At 43.5% G+C, this 17,974-nt stretch carries 17 protein-coding genes; 12 read left to right on the forward strand and 5 right to left on the reverse strand.

The window, feature by feature from the left end; genetic code table 11:
- Nucleotides 1-323: 323 nt before the first annotated feature.
- Nucleotides 324-452 (reverse strand): hypothetical protein, encoded by a 129-nt coding sequence (locus HMPREF9145_RS14130; RefSeq protein ID WP_081697709.1) that lies wholly within the window; start codon nucleotides 450-452, stop codon nucleotides 324-326.
- A gap of 670 nt (nucleotides 453-1,122) precedes the next feature.
- Between HMPREF9145_RS14130 and HMPREF9145_RS07645 the strand changes: the two genes are divergently transcribed.
- The 6 genes from HMPREF9145_RS07645 (at nucleotide 1,123) to HMPREF9145_RS07670 (ending at nucleotide 6,769) form a co-directional block, all read left to right on the forward strand.
- Nucleotides 1,123-3,000, forward strand: a complete 1,878-nt coding sequence (locus tag HMPREF9145_RS07645; RefSeq protein WP_021825773.1) for a DEAD/DEAH box helicase — start codon at nucleotides 1,123-1,125, stop codon at nucleotides 2,998-3,000.
- 129 nt (nucleotides 3,001-3,129) lie between these two features.
- Entirely contained in the window at nucleotides 3,130-4,257 is a 1,128-nt protein-coding gene (locus HMPREF9145_RS07650; protein ID WP_021825806.1) for a TlpA disulfide reductase family protein, read from the forward strand.
- 270 nt (nucleotides 4,258-4,527) lie between these two features.
- On the forward strand, nucleotides 4,528-5,115 hold the full coding sequence (locus tag HMPREF9145_RS07655; RefSeq protein ID WP_021825895.1) for a superoxide dismutase: 588 nt from the start codon (nucleotides 4,528-4,530) through the stop codon (nucleotides 5,113-5,115).
- A gap of 347 nt (nucleotides 5,116-5,462) precedes the next feature.
- Nucleotides 5,463-5,906 carry a hypothetical protein gene (locus tag HMPREF9145_RS07660; RefSeq protein ID WP_021825823.1) on the forward strand — a complete coding sequence of 148 codons (444 nt, stop codon included), beginning with the start codon at nucleotides 5,463-5,465 and terminating at the stop codon, nucleotides 5,904-5,906.
- A gap of 1 nt (nucleotide 5,907) precedes the next feature.
- A complete protein-coding gene (locus HMPREF9145_RS07665; protein WP_021825872.1) occupies nucleotides 5,908-6,396 on the forward strand; it encodes an RNA polymerase sigma factor in 489 nt (162 codons plus the stop codon).
- A complete protein-coding gene (locus HMPREF9145_RS07670) occupies nucleotides 6,389-6,769 on the forward strand; it encodes a hypothetical protein (RefSeq protein ID WP_021825993.1) in 381 nt (126 codons plus the stop codon). Before HMPREF9145_RS07665 ends, HMPREF9145_RS07670 begins: the two co-directional genes overlap by 8 nt.
- A gap of 423 nt (nucleotides 6,770-7,192) precedes the next feature.
- Here HMPREF9145_RS07670 and HMPREF9145_RS07675 read toward each other — a convergent pair whose 3' ends face one another.
- The 4 genes from HMPREF9145_RS07675 to HMPREF9145_RS07690 all read right to left on the reverse strand — a co-directional run bounded on the left by HMPREF9145_RS07675 (nucleotide 7,193) and on the right by HMPREF9145_RS07690 (nucleotide 11,206).
- Nucleotides 7,193-7,951 carry a succinate dehydrogenase/fumarate reductase iron-sulfur subunit gene (locus HMPREF9145_RS07675; RefSeq protein WP_007134903.1) on the reverse strand — a complete coding sequence of 253 codons (759 nt, stop codon included), beginning with the start codon at nucleotides 7,949-7,951 and terminating at the stop codon, nucleotides 7,193-7,195.
- 52 nt (nucleotides 7,952-8,003) lie between these two features.
- On the reverse strand, nucleotides 8,004-8,357 hold the full coding sequence (locus tag HMPREF9145_RS07680) for a four helix bundle protein (RefSeq protein WP_021825809.1): 354 nt from the start codon (nucleotides 8,355-8,357) through the stop codon (nucleotides 8,004-8,006).
- A 127-nt stretch (nucleotides 8,358-8,484) separates the two neighbouring features.
- Nucleotides 8,485-10,467 carry a fumarate reductase/succinate dehydrogenase flavoprotein subunit gene (locus HMPREF9145_RS07685; RefSeq protein WP_007134905.1) on the reverse strand — a complete coding sequence of 661 codons (1,983 nt, stop codon included), beginning with the start codon at nucleotides 10,465-10,467 and terminating at the stop codon, nucleotides 8,485-8,487.
- A gap of 52 nt (nucleotides 10,468-10,519) precedes the next feature.
- Nucleotides 10,520-11,206 carry a succinate dehydrogenase cytochrome B subunit, b558 family gene (locus tag HMPREF9145_RS07690; RefSeq protein ID WP_021825771.1) on the reverse strand — a complete coding sequence of 229 codons (687 nt, stop codon included), beginning with the start codon at nucleotides 11,204-11,206 and terminating at the stop codon, nucleotides 10,520-10,522.
- A 241-nt stretch (nucleotides 11,207-11,447) separates the two neighbouring features.
- On the opposite strand from HMPREF9145_RS07690, the gene mnmG reads away from it, so the two are divergent.
- From mnmG to deoC, 6 genes are all read left to right on the forward strand, one after another.
- Complete coding sequence (gene mnmG / locus HMPREF9145_RS07695; protein ID WP_021825948.1) at nucleotides 11,448-13,319, forward strand: tRNA uridine-5-carboxymethylaminomethyl(34) synthesis enzyme MnmG; 1,872 nt, start codon at nucleotides 11,448-11,450, stop codon at nucleotides 13,317-13,319.
- A gap of 232 nt (nucleotides 13,320-13,551) precedes the next feature.
- Nucleotides 13,552-14,082 (forward strand): adenine phosphoribosyltransferase, encoded by a 531-nt coding sequence (locus HMPREF9145_RS07700; protein WP_021825854.1) that lies wholly within the window; start codon nucleotides 13,552-13,554, stop codon nucleotides 14,080-14,082.
- Nucleotides 14,083-14,158: 76 nt separating this feature from the next.
- Nucleotides 14,159-16,006 (forward strand): excinuclease ABC subunit UvrC, encoded by a 1,848-nt coding sequence (gene uvrC, locus HMPREF9145_RS07705; RefSeq protein WP_021825921.1) that lies wholly within the window; start codon nucleotides 14,159-14,161, stop codon nucleotides 16,004-16,006.
- Between the two features lie 19 nt (nucleotides 16,007-16,025).
- Entirely contained in the window at nucleotides 16,026-16,478 is a 453-nt protein-coding gene (dtd, locus tag HMPREF9145_RS07710; protein ID WP_021825978.1) for a D-aminoacyl-tRNA deacylase, read from the forward strand.
- Between the two features lie 101 nt (nucleotides 16,479-16,579).
- Complete coding sequence (locus HMPREF9145_RS07715) at nucleotides 16,580-16,903, forward strand: nucleotide pyrophosphohydrolase (RefSeq protein WP_021825780.1); 324 nt, start codon at nucleotides 16,580-16,582, stop codon at nucleotides 16,901-16,903.
- A gap of 87 nt (nucleotides 16,904-16,990) precedes the next feature.
- Nucleotides 16,991-17,932: a deoxyribose-phosphate aldolase gene (gene deoC / locus HMPREF9145_RS07720; RefSeq protein ID WP_021825871.1), complete on the forward strand. Its 942-nt coding sequence runs from the start codon at nucleotides 16,991-16,993 to the stop codon at nucleotides 17,930-17,932.
- Nucleotides 17,933-17,974 lie beyond the last annotated feature (42 nt).

Genomic DNA, 17,974 nt, shown 5'->3' on the forward strand with positions numbered 1-17,974 from the left:
CGCCAACCCCGGGCTATCAAAAGAACAACTCGTACCGAGTTGCGTGGTTGTAACATTCACCATGAGCGATGTGTTCATTAGGATATTGGCGCATTTTGCTATTTATTTATTCATATGTTGGTATTAATTGTATTATAAAATGAACGTTTCAACGCCGTAAGTGTTGCGCTTTTGATAGCCCAGGGTTGCCAAACGATAGTGCAGGCTACCCTGGGTTAGCGTATGGTTTGTGGGAAACAACGCCGTAGGTGTTGCGCTTTTTTTGATTAATTTGCCATAAAATGTTTCATTATAAGCGTGCCTTCGTGGAAAAAGCTCAACACCTATGGCGTTGAATCTCCTTGCGAACGTTGACCCGGGGTAGGCTCGTTCCTCGCCAACCCCGGGCTATCAAAAGAACAACTCGTACCGAGTTGCGTGGTGAGAGTATTCAGGGCGGCAGATACATTCATTGTAATATTGGCATAGCACCTGTGGCGTTGCGCGCTGTAACAATATTCATTGGCATAAAATTTTTATTGCATGACAATTCCAAATGATTTTTATTATTCATTCAACGATAATTCATTATAAAATCGTTTGACGCAAATGGGCGCACGATTTGGTGCATTTCACCATGCAAAATATAGCGAATCACACGATAATATGACTCAAATCATTTTGCCATCTAAAATAAACTGCATAGACACCTCTGATGAAATCCAATATCACCAGAAAGATACCGCACAGACTAAGGTTGCACACTGCATGGGCACCTCTAATGAAATCCATTAGCATCCCCTTTATTTCTGAGGTCAATTTCTCTCCTCCCTCTTCGATGAATCATTGGTTGCTGTTTGTGAAACCTATGAAACGGAGAGCGCAAGGGGCTGGAAATGGGATGCGAAAAGGCGAAGAACCCAGCACGAAATGGGAGTGGGCACAGCTTCGTTTCCCTTCTTCCATTATGCTTTTTTACGCTTTTCTTTTCGTGTTATTCATTGATTATCATTACCTTTGCAGGCAACTTTGAGGGAGTTGGGGTTAAATATAGATAATCAACTCCCATGTATTTAGGAGGAATTGCGCCCAAATTAAATGGCTGGGAGGGCGTTGTATCTCCACATTTAATAAGGAAAAAGATTGAAAACATTTGAAGAATTAGGCGTGAACGAGAACATTCGACGCGCCATTGAGGAATTAGGCTTCGAACATCCGATGCCTGTTCAGGAAGAAGTTATCCCCTATTTGTTGGGTAACAAAAATGATGTTATCGCATTAGCACAGACGGGTACGGGCAAGACGGCAGCCTTTGGACTTCCCCTTTTGCAGAAGGTCAACGCACAAGATCGTGCCACCCAGGCTATTGTTCTTAGTCCAACACGCGAACTTTGCGTTCAGATTGCCGACGACTTGAAAGACTTTAGCAAATATATCGACGGCATGCACATCGTGCCTGTATATGGAGGGGCGGACATACGGCCGCAGATTCGTGCGATAAAACATGGCACTCAAGTCATTGTTGCGACGCCCGGCAGACTCGTAGATCTAATTAATCGCGGTGTGATGGAACTCGAAAAGGTCAACAATGTCGTTCTTGACGAGGCCGATGAGATGCTAAACATGGGATTTTCTGATAGTATCAACGCCATCTTTGAACAGCTTCCAGAAGACCGCAACACCCTACTCTTCTCGGCAACGATGAGCCGTGAGGTGGAGAAAGTGGCCAAAAGCTATCTCCACGACTATAAGGAGATCGTCGTAGGAAGCCGTAATGAGGGTGCCGAACACGTCAACCACATTTATTATCTCGTACATTCTAAGGACAAATATCTGGCACTTAAACGCATCGTTGATTTCCATCCACGCATCTTTGCCATTATCTTCTGCCGCACAAAAGCCGAAACTCAGGAGGTGGCCGATAAGCTAATCAAAGACGGTTATAATGCCGAAGCCTTGCATGGCGACTTGAGTCAGCAGCAACGCGACCTCACTATGCAGAAGTTTCGCCAGCATACGGTGCAATTACTTGTAGCTACTGACGTTGCCGCTCGTGGGCTTGACGTAGACGATTTGACGCATGTCATCAACTACGGACTGCCTGACGACATCGAAAGCTATACGCATCGAAGTGGTAGAACGGGTCGCGCGGGGAAGAAAGGAACTTCAATCAGCATCATACATATAAAGGAAAAGTGGAAGGTTAGACAGATAGAGAAGCAAATAGGCAAAGACTTTATCGATGGAGAACTGCCAAAGTCTGAAGAGATTTGCAAGAAACAGCTTTTCAAAGTGATGGACGACATCATGAAAACCGATGTTGACGAGGACCAGATTGCCCCCTACATGGCCGATATTATGCGTCAGTTTGAGTATGTAGATAAGGAGGATATTATCAAGAAAATGGTAACCGTTACCTTCGGACGCTTCTTAGATTACTATCAGCATGCACCCGAAATAGAGAAGCCTGTGGCTGGAAAAGGAAGCCGAAGTGAGCGTGGTGAGCGCAACACACGGGGCAAAGTGGGCAACGGACGACGTCAACACGTGGCCGAAGAAGGCTTCCGTCGTCTCTTCATTAACCTTGGAAAGAGTGATGGTTTCTATCCCGGTGAGATCATGCAATACCTCAACAAGCACGTTCATGGACGTCAAGAGGTGGGACACATTGACTTATTGCAGAAGTTCTCTTATATCGAAGTGCCCGAAGACGATGCACAAAAGGTGATGAAAGCCCTTAATGGTACCACGTATAAAGGGCGCGAAGTGAGATGTAACGACGCTGACGAAACCGGACACGGACGCAGTAACGGCCGCATGAGTAGAGGCGAACGCGGAGACAAAACAACGCGAACAAGCCGTAGAAATAACGGCGAACGACAAGGTCGCGGACGTCGAAACACGCACGAAGATGAAACCGATTGGCGCAGTCTTATTGGCGGAAAACCATTTAGATTCAAAGGAGAAGAGCCCGATTTCAACGAAGAAGGCTGGGCAAGAAGACGCCCGAAGAAGAAATAAAAATACTTAAAATAAAGGTGAAGGATAACATTTCTAACACCTTTATTTTATATTTTTGCGTAAGATATGCCTCATCCTCGACGATGAAGGCTTTCGTTTGGACAACATAACAACATTAAACAAAGGGATATGAAGAAAACAATTGCAGCATTATCACTATTGTTTGCCGCGCAAGGAGCCTTTGCAGCAGACGATGTTTTCACGCTGAAGGGCGAACTAAAAGACTTTGGTGACACAGTAGTGGCCATGATTCCAAATGGTTTTGAGTTTCAACGCGACACAATACTCGTAAAGAATGGCAAGTTCACTACTACGATTAAGGTAGACGAACCGAAAGATATCTACTTGGTATCTATGAGCACTTTGCACCGGAAAGACAACAAACAACTCAAGATTGTGGCTGTACCGGGGGAGACAGCTGAACTGAAAGGCGACGCCGTTACAGACTATCAGATAAGTGGAACAAAGTTCTATCAGCAGCTCGGTCAACTCAATCGACAGCTCGCATCGACTCAAAAGGAGTTGGATACCTTTACAGAAAGTCTTTCAAAACGCCTCAAAGCAGGTGAAGAACGCTCAAAGCTGATGGACGAATATGAGGCAAAAGCGCCTGTATATGAAAAGAAAATCAACGACGCTATCTTTGACTTCATCAAGAAACATGCCAGTTGGGAGGCCAGCGCTGTAGCCGCTGTGACGCTCGGAAAGGACCAGATTGAAGAGGGAATCTCCTATCTTTCCAACACCGTTAAGAACGGACGAATGAAGAACTACTATCAAAAGGTGGTCAAAGCCTATAAAGATGAGGCTGAGGCTGAAGCCAAATCAAAGGCTGCTCAGGCTAAAGGTGTCGTGGCACCTAACTTTACCCTCAACGACATCAATGGCAAACCACTCTCTTTGGCAAGTCTAAAAGGCAAATATGTGCTATTGGATTTCTGGGGCTCATGGTGCATTTGGTGCATCCGTGGCATTCCGAAGATGAAGGAATATTATAAGAAATATGACGGAAAGTTTGAGATTTTAGGCATCGATTGCAATGATACTGAAGCCAAATGGAAAGAAGCTGTGAAGAAATATGAGTTGCCTTGGCTCCACGTTTATAACCCAAGAGGCGGTAAAGTGCTTGCCGACTATGGCATACAAGGCTTCCCCACCAAGATACTTATAGGCCCTGATGGCAAGATTGTGAAGACAATCGTTGGCGAAGATGAATCATTCTATAAGTTCTTGGATGATACTTTTGGAAAAAAATAAGTTTGCATCATAATCTTTTTTGTCTGTAAACAAGACATAAAATCAAAGCGAAAGCCTCCGCTACACACGTTGTAGTCGGGGTTTTCTGCATTTTTTAGCACCATCATCCGCCCTACATCGTGAGTCAAAAACGGCCTTTATCTATTGCTTAATAAATTTTTTCGATTGGAGAAATCATTCTAATTCACTAACTTTGCAACAGAAAAAGAATCCCAAACGGGATGATGAAAGGAGATTATTAATAGTAAGAAACATTTAAAAGACAAAGACATGATGAAAATAGAAATGCCAAAATTGGCGTATGCAACAACGGCTTTAGAGCCTGTTATCAGCGAACAAACAATTAATTTCCACTATGGTAAGCACCTGCAGAACTACGTAAATACACTTGGTTCGCTTGTAAAGGACACCGAATGGGAAGGTAAGAGTGTTGAAGAAATCGTTGAAGGAGCCCCTGAAGGCCCTCTGTTCAACAATGCAGGACAGGTATTAAACCACGCCCTCTATTTCGATCAGTTCCGTGCACCACGTCAAAACAACTTGCCAACAGGTAAGATTCTCGACGCTATCAACGACACTTTCGGTAGCTTCGACAACTTCAAGGCACAGTTTACTCAGGCAGCTACAACGCTGTTTGGTTCGGGTTGGGCTTGGCTTTCACAGCAAACGAACGGCAAACTCGTTATCACTAAGGAAGCAAACGGCAGCAATCCATTGCGCCAAGGCCTTACACCTCTCTATGGACTTGACGTGTGGGAACATGCTTATTACCTTGATTTCCAGAACCGACGCGTTGATCATATCGCTGCAAGTTGGGACATTATAGACTGGGAAAAGGTCGAGGCAAGGTTGAAGTAAAGCCTCACCCCCAGCCCCTCTCCAAGGAGAGGGGAGCGCTAAAAGTGAGGAAATGGAGGAGGAATTACAATTCATTATGAAGAAAAAAGATATTGATTTTTGTGTAGAAAAATAGATTAGGAGAGTTATCTTGCTTTAAGTTTTTTCATAAAAACATAGTTACTGAAGTTGATATAGACCGAGAAGGGGAACCATTTTCAATGGTTTCCCTTTCTTGTTTTTTATAGATGGCATGAAAAAAAGTGGGAAAAAGTGGAACAGTTCAGTCACTTTTTCATCATGAAAAGCGTTATATCTATGAACCGGTTCAATGAAAACAGAATGTATAACAATTAAAACATAAAACTATGAACAATGTAACTTCAGCTTATCAGATGATATTTATGATCGCGATTTGCGTCTTGCTGCCTATCACAATGGCCTCTCTTCGTTATAAAAACAAGCAATATGAAACGCAAAAGAAAAGCGATATACTCATGGCAGCCATAGAGAAGAATGCGGATATCAACGTGCAAGACTTCCTCAACAAGTTTAATCCACCACGCAAATCCTTTGAAGAGAAAATGAAAACAATGCTGCATCTCGAACTGCTTTGGGGCGCAATACTCCTCATTTTGGGGCTACTTTGCATGCTTTGTTTCATCGGATTATGCAGCTTTGAAGGCTTCGACACGGAGTATATGACGCTTGGAATTATCTTCGGTATTATTCCAATAGGCATAGGAGCAGGCCTACTCGTAGCTCATTCCAACGGGAAGAAGACCATGGAAAGGAACAAAGCGCAGTCATAAGATGATGACAAGAGACCAATTCGTCAGGCAAATTAGTCAGGAACAAGCTGCATTGCGGCGGTTCCTAACAGCCTTATGTTGTGGTAACAGCACGACAGCTGACGACATGGCTCAAGACACATTGCTGAAAGCCTACATGCAGTTGTCACAATATGATGAACGCAAACGGTTTGCTTCGTGGCTGATGAAGATAGCCTACCACGTATTCATTGACGATCGGCGAAAGCTGAAAAGCCATGCAGAAGAACCGATAACAAGTGCTAAATTCATTCAAGATGCGCAGCAAACCGACAACACCTTTCGCTATCAAGCCCTATACCTTGCGTTAGAATCTCTATCAGAAAAGGTGCGGATAACAATGCTATTACATTACATGCAAGGCTATCAAGTGAAAGAAATAGCCGAAATAACCGATGCCACAGAGAGTGCCGTCAAGAAGCAACTCTCACGGGGTCGCGAGGAACTTAAAAAGAGATTGAAAAATGAATGAGAATAAGTTTTTCAAAGATATGTTAGCAAATTATCGTCCACAACTGTCAGACGACAACGCTTTCATGCAAAAACTGCAACGGCAGATGACGCTTATCGACGAGGTGAAAGCCTATCAGCAGGCACAGAAACAGAAGAACATGCGCATAGCCTCCTTTACATTCGCTGTGGGCTTGTTATTGGGTTGCATCGCAACATTAGTCATCTTTGCACTTCCAACGCCTGTAGAGGGCCTTATTTTCGGTGCAAAAACAACGCTGATGACATTCTTGTTACAGAACATTCTGTATATAGGTTTGGCTATCGGTGCTATCACAATAGGTGGCTCCTGGTGGCTTTCCAAGAGAGCAGAAGCCTGGAGTTTCAGCTTCTGAACATTGAGATTTAGGAATGTGTTGATGCTCGTCTACAGCCTTTACAAATGCCCTTGCACAACTCGCAAATTCAAAAATAGTTCTCCCTTAGCCCAAAATACGCGAGTTTTGAGGATGTTTTGCAATGCATTGACTATCAAACGATTATCTCATTTGCTTGGGATGAATGTGCATTTTGACGTTAAAGATATTGTCATTTGCGTCAGATTAGGCAGTGATTTAAGTCATTTTCTCATGTGATTCCATTCACTTTACGCGGTCATTTGGTGCAAATGGCGCGGTAAAGTGGCGTGGATTGCGCGACTGAGGAGTGCAAACGCCAATGGACATTCATTCGCACTAAAAAACAAAAAGAGGGAACCCATGTGTGGATTCCCTCTTTTTTATGCTTTATTTTGCCTCAGAACATGAGACAGAAAACACTTAATCACTGAGTTTTGCCTTGATAAACTCGCGGTTCAGACGAGCAATGTTGGCAATCTTTTCATTCTTAGGACAAACTGCTTCGCATGCACGTGTGTTCGTACAGTTACCAAATCCGAGTTCATCCATACGCAAAACCATAGCTTTAGCGCGGCGAGCTGCCTCAGGTTTACCTTGTGGAAGCAAAGCCAACTGGCTCACCTTAGAGCTTACAAACAGCATTGCTGAGCCGTTCTTGCAGGCAGCTACGCAGGCACCGCAACCGATACAAGTAGCACAGTCCATAGCTTCGTCGGCATTATCCTTAGCAATGAGGATTGCGTTTGCATCCTGAGCCTGACCTGTTCTGATGGAAGTATAGCCGCCCGCTTGAATGATTTTATCGAATGCAGAGCGGTCAACCATGCAGTCTTTGATTACAGGGAAGCCTGCGGAACGCCAGGGTTCAACGGTGATAATGTCGCCATCGTTGAAACGACGCATGTAAAGTTGGCAGGTTGTTGCACCTCGTTCGGTCTTTCCATGAGGTGTTCCGTTGATGTAAAGTGAACACATACCGCAGATGCCTTCGCGGCAATCGTGGTCGAAAACGAAGGGTTCTTCACCGCCAGCGATAAGTTCTTCATTCAGAATATCAAGCATTTCAAGGAATGAAGTATCATCTGGAATGTTCTTCATCTCGTGTGTATCGAAATGTCCTTGGTCTTGAGGACCATTCTGTTTCCAATACTTTATTGTGAAAGATATACTCTTTGCCATGATGTTATGTTTTTAAACGTTGACATGTAAACAAGTAAACAAGTAGACAGAGTTATTTGTCTAATGACTTAATCAAAGCTGCTAACATCTTGATTATATTCTGAACATCATTCGTTAACTGCTCAACTATATTCAAAGGCATATAACCTAAGTCCTTAGAAAGGAGCAACTGAGTCTCCAATTCACAAGCAGAGCCTAATGCGATACTAAGGAAATTTCCCGTCTGGCGTGTATAACAACGACCATATCCCTCTGCAATATTAGAAGGAATTGATATAGCTGCCCTACGCATTTGAGAGGTAAGTCCGAATGTTTCCTCACGAGGAAACGTCTTGGTTGCTTTATAAACATCCGAGACTAAACTCATTGCTCTTTGCCAAACGACTAAATCCTTATGCGTATTCATACATCAGTTTAAACAAAATGCACTTGTTTATTTTTGTCTTAATTATTAATTAAATCTATTTGAAGCACAACAAGCAAACAACTTGTTAACTCGTTAACTTGTCAGCTCGTTCACTACGTCTCGTTAACTAATTCTTATAGTTACGTGTTTGAACTTTAATAGCCTCGTATTCGAGAGGTTCTTTGATCAACTCTGGAGCCTTAGTATCGTCTCCTTGGTATTCCCAGCAGCCGACATAGAAGAAGTTTTGGTCGTCACGTTTAGCCTCTCCTTCTTCTGTTTGATGCTCTTCGCGGAAGTGACCACCACAACTTTCCTCACGATGTAGGGCGTCATAAGCGATAAGTTCGCCCATCAAGATGAAGTCACGCAAGTGGATTGCCTTGTCAAGCTCAATGTTAAGACCCTCTTTCTTGCCTGGAATAAAGAGGTTGGTATTAAACTCTTCGCGAATCTGTTTGAGTTGTTTCAGACCCTCTTCAAGGCCTTCTTTCGTGCGACCCATACCCACATGTTCCCACATAATGTGGCCAAGTTCTTTGTGAATAGAGTCAACAGAGCGCTTACCTTGAATGCCCATGAGGCGATCTATCTCTTTCTTTACGCCCTCTTCTGCCTCAGCAAATTCAGCGCGGTCGGTTGAAACCTTACCCCATAGCGACTGATCTGCGAGATAATTCTGAATGGTATATGGCAAAACGAAATAGCCGTCAGCCAGTCCTTGCATTAAAGCAGAAGCACCAAGTCGGTTAGCTCCGTGGTCAGAGAAGTTGCACTCACCGATAGAGAACAAGCCCGGCACGGTGGTCATCAACTCATAATCTACCCAGATACCACCCATTGTATAGTGGATAGCAGGGAAGATCATCATTGGATTATAGTATTTCACGCCGTTAATCTCATTGGCAATTTCGCCAGGATTGACGTCGGTAATCTCTTCATACATATCAAAGAGGTTTCCATAACGCTGGAGAATCGTGTCGATTCCGAGGCGATTGATTGACTCAGAGAAGTCGAGGAATACCGCTAATCCCGTATTATTTACGCCGTAACCCTTGTCACATCGTTCCTTAGCTGCACGTGAAGCGACGTCGCGAGGAACAAGATTTCCGAAGGCAGGATAACGTCTTTCGAGGTAGTAATCACGGTCTTCTTCTGGGATATCTGAACCCTTTTTAGTTCCTTCTTGCAGTGCTTTTGCGTCCTCAAGTTTCTTTGGAACCCAGATGCGTCCATCGTTACGGAGAGACTCTGACATAAGGGTTAGCTTAGATTGCTTATCACCATGCACTGGAATACAGGTCGGGTGGATCTGTACATAAGAAGGATTGGCCATGTAAGCACCCTTACGATAGCACTGAACGGCTGCGGTACAGTTACATCCCATAGCATTGGTTGAGAGGAAATATGTGTTTCCGTAACCACCCGTTGCAATGACAACAGCATTTGCAGTGAAGCGTTCGAGCTCACCGGTAATTAGGTTTTTCGCAATGATTCCACGTGCATGTCCGTCGACAATCACTACATCTTCCATCTCATAACGCGTGTAAAGCTTCACCTTTCCAGTTTGAATCTGGCGGCTTAATGAAGAATATGCGCCAAGAAGTAGCTGCTGACCAGTCTGTCCTTTGGCATAGAATGTACGGCTAACTTGCGCTCCTCCGAATGAGCGATTGGCCAACATACCACCATATTCACGTGCAAAAGGAACACCTTGTGCCACACACTGGTCGATGATATCATTTGAAACCTCGGCTAAACGATAAACGTTGGCCTCGCGAGCACGGTAATCTCCGCCCTTAACGGTATCGTAAAAGAGACGATAAACAGAGTCGCCGTCGTTCTGATAGTTCTTTGCTGCGTTAATACCTCCTTGCGCAGCAATAGAGTGAGCGCGTCGAGGTGAGTCTTGAATACAGAAGTTTAACACGTTGAAACCCATCTCACCAAGAGATGCAGCAGCACTGGCGCCGGCCAAACCTGTACCAACAACGATCACGTCTAATTTCAATTTATTCTTTGGATTGACCAAACGCTGGTGAGCCTTATAGTTGGTCCACTTCTCAGCTACTGGTCCTTCAGGTATTCTGGAGTTTAATGTCTTCGTCATGATTGTTCTTAATTAAATATTCATTTGAAATCACTAATAATGCAAAATCAGTTTATGCAGCACAATGAAGGCTTGGTGCACAACCGAAAGCAAAGGCTAATACTACGACAAGGAAAGCCAACATCAATAATGTTACATAAACAGTGCCGATAACTTTCCAGCGATTAAACCACACCTTACCATTGATTCCGATCGTCTGCATAGCGCTCCAGAAACCGTGAGAGAGGTGATACCACAACGCAACTATCCAAATAACATAGAGTATAACGTATACTTTGTTCTGGAAAGTTGCACGAATCAAGCCGAAGCCATCTGTTGGTTCAAGCACTGTACGCATGCCAACGAGCTCGGCAAACATCATGTTATACCAGAAGTTAAACAAGTGAAGAGCAAGTCCTAAGAGCACGATGATACCAAGAACCAACATGTTTTGGCTGGCCCACTCTACCTTTTCAGGCTTCGCAGTGACCTCATAACGGTTGGCACCACGGGCACTTCGGTTCTGTGCGGTAAGGATAAAAGCATAAACAATGTGGCAAACTGCCAAAGCACCAAGTGCTACAGTTGCCGCAACAGCATACCAGTTAGACCCCAAAAGCTCACAAATGATATTGTAAGCTCTTCCAGAGAAGAGCGCAACAACATTCATACAGCAGTGGAAAGTCATGAATAGAATCAATGCAATGCCCGTTAAAGACATCACAACCTTTCTACCAATAGATGAGTTGATTAACCACATAAATGATTGATTTTTAATTATTTAATATTTGATAATATACAATCGACACCGCATAACAGAACAAATCATGCCCTCAAAGAGCACGCTCACTACCTCATATTAGGTAGTATTACCCCATATTTTTAGTGAGTTACCCTTTAAAATGCAATGCAAAAATACTATATTTTGATGATAAATCAAAGCTAATCCATAAAAAAACCAATTTTATTTCTTACTTTTGCGAAAAATAAAAAGATTCTCAATGTATTTTAATTATGACGTAATTGTTATCGGAGGTGGCCATGCTGGTTGTGAAGCCGCTGTGGCATCAGCTCGCATGGGGGCTAAAACCTGCCTGATAACAATGGACATGAACAAGGTTGGTCAAATGAGTTGTAATCCTGCTGTGGGTGGAATTGCAAAGGGACAAATCGTTAGAGAAATCGATGCTTTGGGTGGACAGATGGGCAGAGTAACTGATAAAACCGCCATACAATTCCGCATGTTGAACATCGGAAAGGGTCCCGCGGTGTGGAGTCCACGGGCACAATGCGACCGAGGTAAGTTCATTTGGGAGTGGAGAACAACGCTCGACAACACTGACAATCTTGACATTTGGCAAGACGAAGTCAATGAACTCATCGTTAAAAATCACGAGGTAATTGGAGTTAAAACGATATGGGACGTGGAGTTTTATGCCAAGAGTGTCGTCGTCACCGCAGGCACTTTTCTTAATGGATTGATGCACATCGGCCACAAAATGATAGAAGGTGGCCGTTGCGCCGAACCCGCTGTGCACCACTTTACGGAAAGTATCACCCGATGGGGCATTACATCTTCGCGCATGAAAACAGGCACTCCAGTGAGAATTGACAAGCGAAGTGTCGACTTCAATGCCATGGAAGAGCAGCAAGGCGACCATGATTTTCATCAGTTTAGTTACTTAAACGAGCACCGAACCTTACGCCAATTGCCGTGTTGGACAACGTATACCAACGCTGCCGTTCATGAGGAATTGCAAAAAGGATTGGCTGATTCTCCTTTATTTAATGGACAGATTCAGAGCACGGGTCCACGCTATTGTCCGTCAATTGAGACTAAACTTGTCACCTTCCCCGACAAACATCAGCACCCACTCTTCCTCGAACCAGAAGGAGAAAACACAAACGAGATGTACTTAAACGGGTTTTCTTCAAGCATGCCGATGGACGTTCAGCTGGCTGCTTTGCATAAGATTCCGGCCTTAAGAGAGGCAAAAATATACCGACCAGGCTATGCAATAGAATACGATTACTTTGATCCTACACAACTAAAACACTCGTTGGAATCGAAGATTCTTAGTGGTTTATTCTTTGCCGGACAAGTAAACGGAACGACAGGTTACGAGGAAGCAGGAGGTCAAGGCATAGTAGCGGGCATCAATGCTGCCTTGAAATGCAGCGGAAGTGAACCCTTTGTGATGCAAAGAGACCAAAGCTATATCGGCGTACTCATCGATGATTTGACCACAAAAGGCGTTGATGAACCCTACCGAATGTTTACTTCTCGTGCGGAATATCGCATCTTATTACGCCAAGATGACGCTGATGCGCGCCTCACAGAAAAGGCATACGAGTTAGGCATTGCATCCAGAGAGCGTTACGATTGGTGGCTACAGAAGAAAGAAGCTGTCCAGCGTTTGATTGATTTTTGCAAGGATTTTCCGATTAAAGCGCAAGAAATCAATTCAAAACTTGAGGCCTTAGGCACCACTCCCCTACGCGCTGGATGTAAACTTTCCGATTTAATCGCGCGACCACATCTAACACTTCAAAACCTTTCTGAAATCATTCCTGCACTCAAAGAGGCTATAAACTTGTCTGAAAACAGGAAAGAAGAAATTGCCGAAGCTGCCGAAATACAACTCAAATATCAAGGATATATCGAACGAGAAAAGTTGATTGCCGACAAGATGCACCGCTTAGAGAATATCAAAATCAAAGGAAGATTCAAGTATAGTGAGCTTCATGAGATTTCAACGGAAGGCCGTCAAAAACTCGAAAAGATTAATCCCGAGACCTTAGCACAGGCAAGTAGAATACCAGGAGTATCTCCGAGTGACATCAACGTATTGCTTGTTTTACTAGGAAGATAAACCTTTCGCGAGCAAGAAGGAAGCGACTCGTAAAGCAAACCAATGTTTCACGTGAAACAGAAACATACATATCTTATTGGTTTTTAGTCCATTAGGTGTTAAACAAAAACGTGAAACTGAAAACAAAATGAATGAAATCATCGAACGATTTGCGTCATTTCGTCTTGCAATATGAGTCAAATTGTGCGGTAAAATCATACAAACGAAAACGAATAAAAACATAACATACAACATGAACAAACAAGTATTATTAGACAATCTGCGTTGCATCCCCGACTGGCCCATTCAAGGTGTGAACTTCAGAGACGTGACTACCCTATTCAAAAGCGCCGAAGCACTCAAAGAAATCACTGAAGAGATGTGCGATATCTACGCAGATAAGGGAATAACTAAAATCGTAGGAATAGAAAGCCGAGGCTTTGTGATGTCGTCAGCTGTTGCTGTTCGTTTGGGCGCCGGCGTTGTTTTATGCCGCAAACCCGGTAAACTCCCTTGCGAAACCGTACAGGAAAGTTACGCAAAAGAATATGGTATAGACACCATAGAGATTCATAAGGATGCCATAAACAAAAATGATGTCGTGCTGCTTCACGACGATTTACTCGCTACAGGAGGTACAATGAAGGCAGCTTGTAACTTAGTAAAGAAATTCAAACCAAAGAAAATATATTGTAATTTCATTATAGAATTGAACTCAGAGTTCCCTAACAGCCGTGCGCTTTTCGACAAAGATATAGAGATTTCCTCTTTACTTCAATTCTAAAATCAATGGAGAAGATTTATGTTTCACGTGAAACAAGAATCTTCTCTTTTACTTTATATAAAGGGAGTTCACGCCTATGACACACGAAGAAAACGAGAAGCGTCTGGCCTATCTTAAGAACATAGTTCTCAATATGCCTGAGAAGCCAGGCAGTTATCAGTTCTATGATGAAAACCATACTATCATTTATGTGGGTAAGGCCAAGCGACTCAAGCAACGTGTTTCTTCATATTTCCACAAAGAAGTAGACAGATTCAAGACTAAAGTGTTGGTATCTAAGATAAGAGATATCAGTTATACAGTAGTTAAAACGGAGGAAGATGCACTGTTATTAGAGAATAGTCTCATCAAGAAATATAACCCCCGATACAATGTTTTGTTGAAAGACGGGAAGACTTATCCAAGTATTTGCATCACCAACGAATATTTTCCACGCATCTTTAAGACGCGAACCATCAACAAACACTACGGCACTTTCTATGGTCCCTACCCTCATGTGGGCAGCATGAATGCTATTCTCGACATCATCAAACGCCTTTACAAGCCTCGCACTTGCCGTCTATCTCTGACAAAAGAAGGCATCGCCCAGGGAAAGTTTAAGCCTTGCTTGGAGTACCATATCCATAATTGTGGTGGCCCATGTATTAATAAACAGAGCTATGAAGAGTATCAAGAGAACATGAACCAAGCGCGAGAGATTCTGAAAGGCAACACGCGTGAGGTTTCAAAGCGACTCTATCGATTGATGATGAAGAATGCAGAGTTGCTGAAATTTGAGGTTGCCGAAGATCTCAAAAACAAGATTTCATTGCTCAACGACTTTGTAAGTAAGAGCGAAGTTGTTAGCTATACTATCGACGATGTGGATGTATTTACCATCATAGATGACGATAACAACCGCAACGCTTACATTAATTATATACACGTGCGCAAGGGAACCATCAATCAAAGTTTTACGTTTGAGTATAAGCGTAAACTTGATGAGCGTGATGAAGAGCTGCTTATCACAGCCATCCCTGACATTCGTGAGCGCTTCAAGAGCCATGCAAAAGAGATTATTGTGCCTTTTGAGATGGAGTGGAAGATGAAGGAAGCCACGTTCGTTATACCGCAACGTGGGGATAAAAAGCATCTTCTTGAGCTGTCAGAAATGAATGGAAAGCAGTATAAATTCGACCGTTTGAAGCAGGCAGAGAAGCTAAATCCTGAGCAGAAACAAACGCGATTGATGAAAGAATTGCAAGAGAAATTAAGACTACCTAAGTTACCTTATCAGATAGAATGCTTCGATAACAGCAACATTTCGGGTACCGATGCCGTGGCAGGATGTATCGTTTACAAGGGCATGAAGCCCTCACGAAAAGACTATCGCAAGTATAACATCAAGACAGTTGAGGGACCTGACGACTACGCCTCTATGCAAGAGGTGGTTCGTCGACGTTATTCGCGCATGAAAGAAGAGCATCTTCCCCTGCCCGATCTCATCATTACAGATGGTGGAAAAGGGCAAATGGACGTCGTAAAAGAGGTGGTTGTCGACGAACTTCAACTTGATATACCGATTGCCGGCCTTGCAAAAGACGACCGACATCGCACTAACGAGCTGCTCTATGGCTTTCCCCCACAGACCGTTGGCCTTGATATAAAGAGTGAACTCTTTAAGGTGTTGACACAAATACAGGATGAAGTTCACCGCTTTGCTATCACTTTCCATCGCGACAAGCGTTCAAAGCACGCCCTACATAGCGAACTTGACGACATCAAAGGACTCGGACCGAAGGGTAAAGAGGCTTTACTGAAGCGCTTAAAGACTGTAAAAGGCATCAAAGATGCTGATTATCAGGAGATTGTTAGCATCCTTGGACAAGCAAAAGGGACTTTAGTTTATAAACATTTTCACCCAGATTCGACCACAACAGAATAATTTTTAGTATATTTGCCCTATGAGAATTATCATTCAACGCTGTGCAAACGCCTCAGTAACGATTAATGATTGCGTGAAAGCCGCTATCAATAAGGGTTATCTTATCCTGTTAGGCATCGAAGAAAGTGATACAAAAGACGACGCCAACTGGCTGATACACAAGGCAATAAACCTAAGAATCTTTGATGATGAACAAGGAGTTATGAACAAATCTATCATGGAAATAGGAGGTGAAATCCTTGTTATCTCGCAGTTTACGCTCTTTGCAAGCTATAAGAAAGGCAATAGACCATCGTGGCTTCGGGCTGCAAAACATGAGATATCTGTACCTCTCTACGAGTATTTTTGCAACGAACTATCGAATAAACTCGGTCGACCAGTAGGCACAGGTGAGTTTGGTGCCGACATGAAAGTGGCGCTTATAAACGATGGACCGGTAACAATTTGCATGGATAGTAAGGCAAAAGAGTAAGGCATCTCCCATAAACCACCTCATCAAAAGCCCCACCCCTATCCATGGAAAGATTTAGAGCATAAAGCGCTTTCATTCAAACAATTAGATAATATACAACAATGACCCTTCAAGAAGCACAGCAATCCGTAGACGAATGGATTAAAACTTATGGCGTTCGCTACTTTAACGAACTCACGAATATGGCCTGTCTCACCGAAGAAGTGGGTGAGTTGGCACGCGTCATTGCCCGCAAATACGGCGAGCAGAGTTTCAAACCGAGTGATAAAGCCAATCTTGGCGAGGAGATGGCCGACGTACTTTGGGTGCTCCTTTGCCTTGCCAATCAAACCGGAGTGGACCTCACGACCGAGTTACAAAAGAGTTTTGACAAGAAAACTCGCCGTGATCACGACCGCCATTTGAATAATAACAAACTGAAATAAGTAGCTTTTCTTGCGCTGAGAGCACTTGAGAAGCGAAAACAGCTGAATCATTATAAACTGAAAATAAATCCTTAACAAAGCAACATTATGGCATATACAAAGACCATTTTGCCTGAAAACGGAGGCAAAAACATGAAGAATGACGACAAGAGTAAATATGAAGAAGCTCTTGAACAGTATGACACTACCCTCAACGATGCCGATGTTCAGGCCGCTGTAAAGCAGATTATCGAAGAAAAAGTGCCTCAAAATGACACACGAGACATCAAGAAATTCCTCTTCGGAAGCATCGAACTCACCACCCTTAGCACCACCGACACCGAGGAAAAGGTGCTGCGTATGGTGGAGAAAGTTAATCAATTCGACCGCGAATACCCTGATATCCCCCACGTAGCTGCCGTTTGTGTCTATCCCGTCTTTACCGAACTCGTGGCCAATAGCCTTGAAGTTGACGGCGTACAGATTACTAATGTCTGTGGCAATTTCCCCTCTTCACAGGCTCGAATGGAAGTAAAAGTGGCTGAAACTCAGCTTGCTGTGGCCGACGGCGCTACCGAAATAGACATCGTTATGCCTGTAGGCAAGTTCTTAAGTGACGATTATGAGGGCATGTGCGACGACATTTCAGAGATGAAACAGGCTTGCGGAAACGTGCCAATGAAGGTGATTTTGGAGACTGGCGACCTGCAATCATGCAGTAATATCAAGAAAGCTGCCCTGCTTTCTATGTATGCCGGTGCCGACTATATCAAGACTTCTACGGGCAAAGAAAAGGTAAGTGCCACGCCAGAAGCAGCATATGTAATGTGCAAGGCTATCAAAGAATACTATGATAAGACTGGCATACAGATAGGTTTTAAGCCCGCTGGCGGCATTAACTCGGTCATGGATGCCATTATCTACTATACAATCGTTAAAGAGGTCTTAGGCGAAAAATGGCTCACTAATCAGTGGTTCCGCATGGGAACAAGTCGATTGGCTAACCTCTTGCTTAGTGAAATCCTCGAAAAAGAGACCAAATTCTTCTAAGACATCGTTCAAAACGCCTCGCTTTCTGTAATGAGAAAGCAA

Source organism: Segatella salivae F0493, assembly GCF_000477535.1.
Lineage (GTDB): Bacteria > Bacteroidota > Bacteroidia > Bacteroidales > Bacteroidaceae > Prevotella > Prevotella salivae.

Bases quoted from the DNA above. Each gene is read 5' to 3' on its own strand.
- HMPREF9145_RS14130 (WP_081697709.1), bottom strand. From the start codon at position 452: ATGAATGTATCTGCCGCCCTGAATACTCTCACCACGCAACTCGGTACG.
- HMPREF9145_RS07660 (WP_021825823.1), top strand. From the start codon at position 5,463: ATGAACAATGTAACTTCAGCTTATCAGATGATATTTATGATCGCGATT.
- uvrC (WP_021825921.1), top strand. From the start codon at position 14,159: ATGACACACGAAGAAAACGAGAAGCGTCTGGCCTATCTTAAGAACATA.
- HMPREF9145_RS07670 (WP_021825993.1), top strand. From the start codon at position 6,389: ATGAATGAGAATAAGTTTTTCAAAGATATGTTAGCAAATTATCGTCCA.
- dtd (WP_021825978.1), top strand. From the start codon at position 16,026: ATGAGAATTATCATTCAACGCTGTGCAAACGCCTCAGTAACGATTAAT.
- HMPREF9145_RS07690 (WP_021825771.1), bottom strand. From the start codon at position 11,206: ATGTGGTTAATCAACTCATCTATTGGTAGAAAGGTTGTGATGTCTTTA.
- deoC (WP_021825871.1), top strand. From the start codon at position 16,991: ATGGCATATACAAAGACCATTTTGCCTGAAAACGGAGGCAAAAACATG.
- HMPREF9145_RS07680 (WP_021825809.1), bottom strand. From the start codon at position 8,357: ATGAATACGCATAAGGATTTAGTCGTTTGGCAAAGAGCAATGAGTTTA.
- HMPREF9145_RS07665 (WP_021825872.1), top strand. From the start codon at position 5,908: ATGATGACAAGAGACCAATTCGTCAGGCAAATTAGTCAGGAACAAGCT.
- HMPREF9145_RS07685 (WP_007134905.1), bottom strand. From the start codon at position 10,467: ATGACGAAGACATTAAACTCCAGAATACCTGAAGGACCAGTAGCTGAG.
- mnmG (WP_021825948.1), top strand. From the start codon at position 11,448: ATGTATTTTAATTATGACGTAATTGTTATCGGAGGTGGCCATGCTGGT.
- HMPREF9145_RS07650 (WP_021825806.1), top strand. From the start codon at position 3,130: ATGAAGAAAACAATTGCAGCATTATCACTATTGTTTGCCGCGCAAGGA.
- HMPREF9145_RS07675 (WP_007134903.1), bottom strand. From the start codon at position 7,951: ATGGCAAAGAGTATATCTTTCACAATAAAGTATTGGAAACAGAATGGT.
- HMPREF9145_RS07715 (WP_021825780.1), top strand. From the start codon at position 16,580: ATGACCCTTCAAGAAGCACAGCAATCCGTAGACGAATGGATTAAAACT.
- HMPREF9145_RS07700 (WP_021825854.1), top strand. From the start codon at position 13,552: ATGAACAAACAAGTATTATTAGACAATCTGCGTTGCATCCCCGACTGG.
- HMPREF9145_RS07655 (WP_021825895.1), top strand. From the start codon at position 4,528: ATGATGAAAATAGAAATGCCAAAATTGGCGTATGCAACAACGGCTTTA.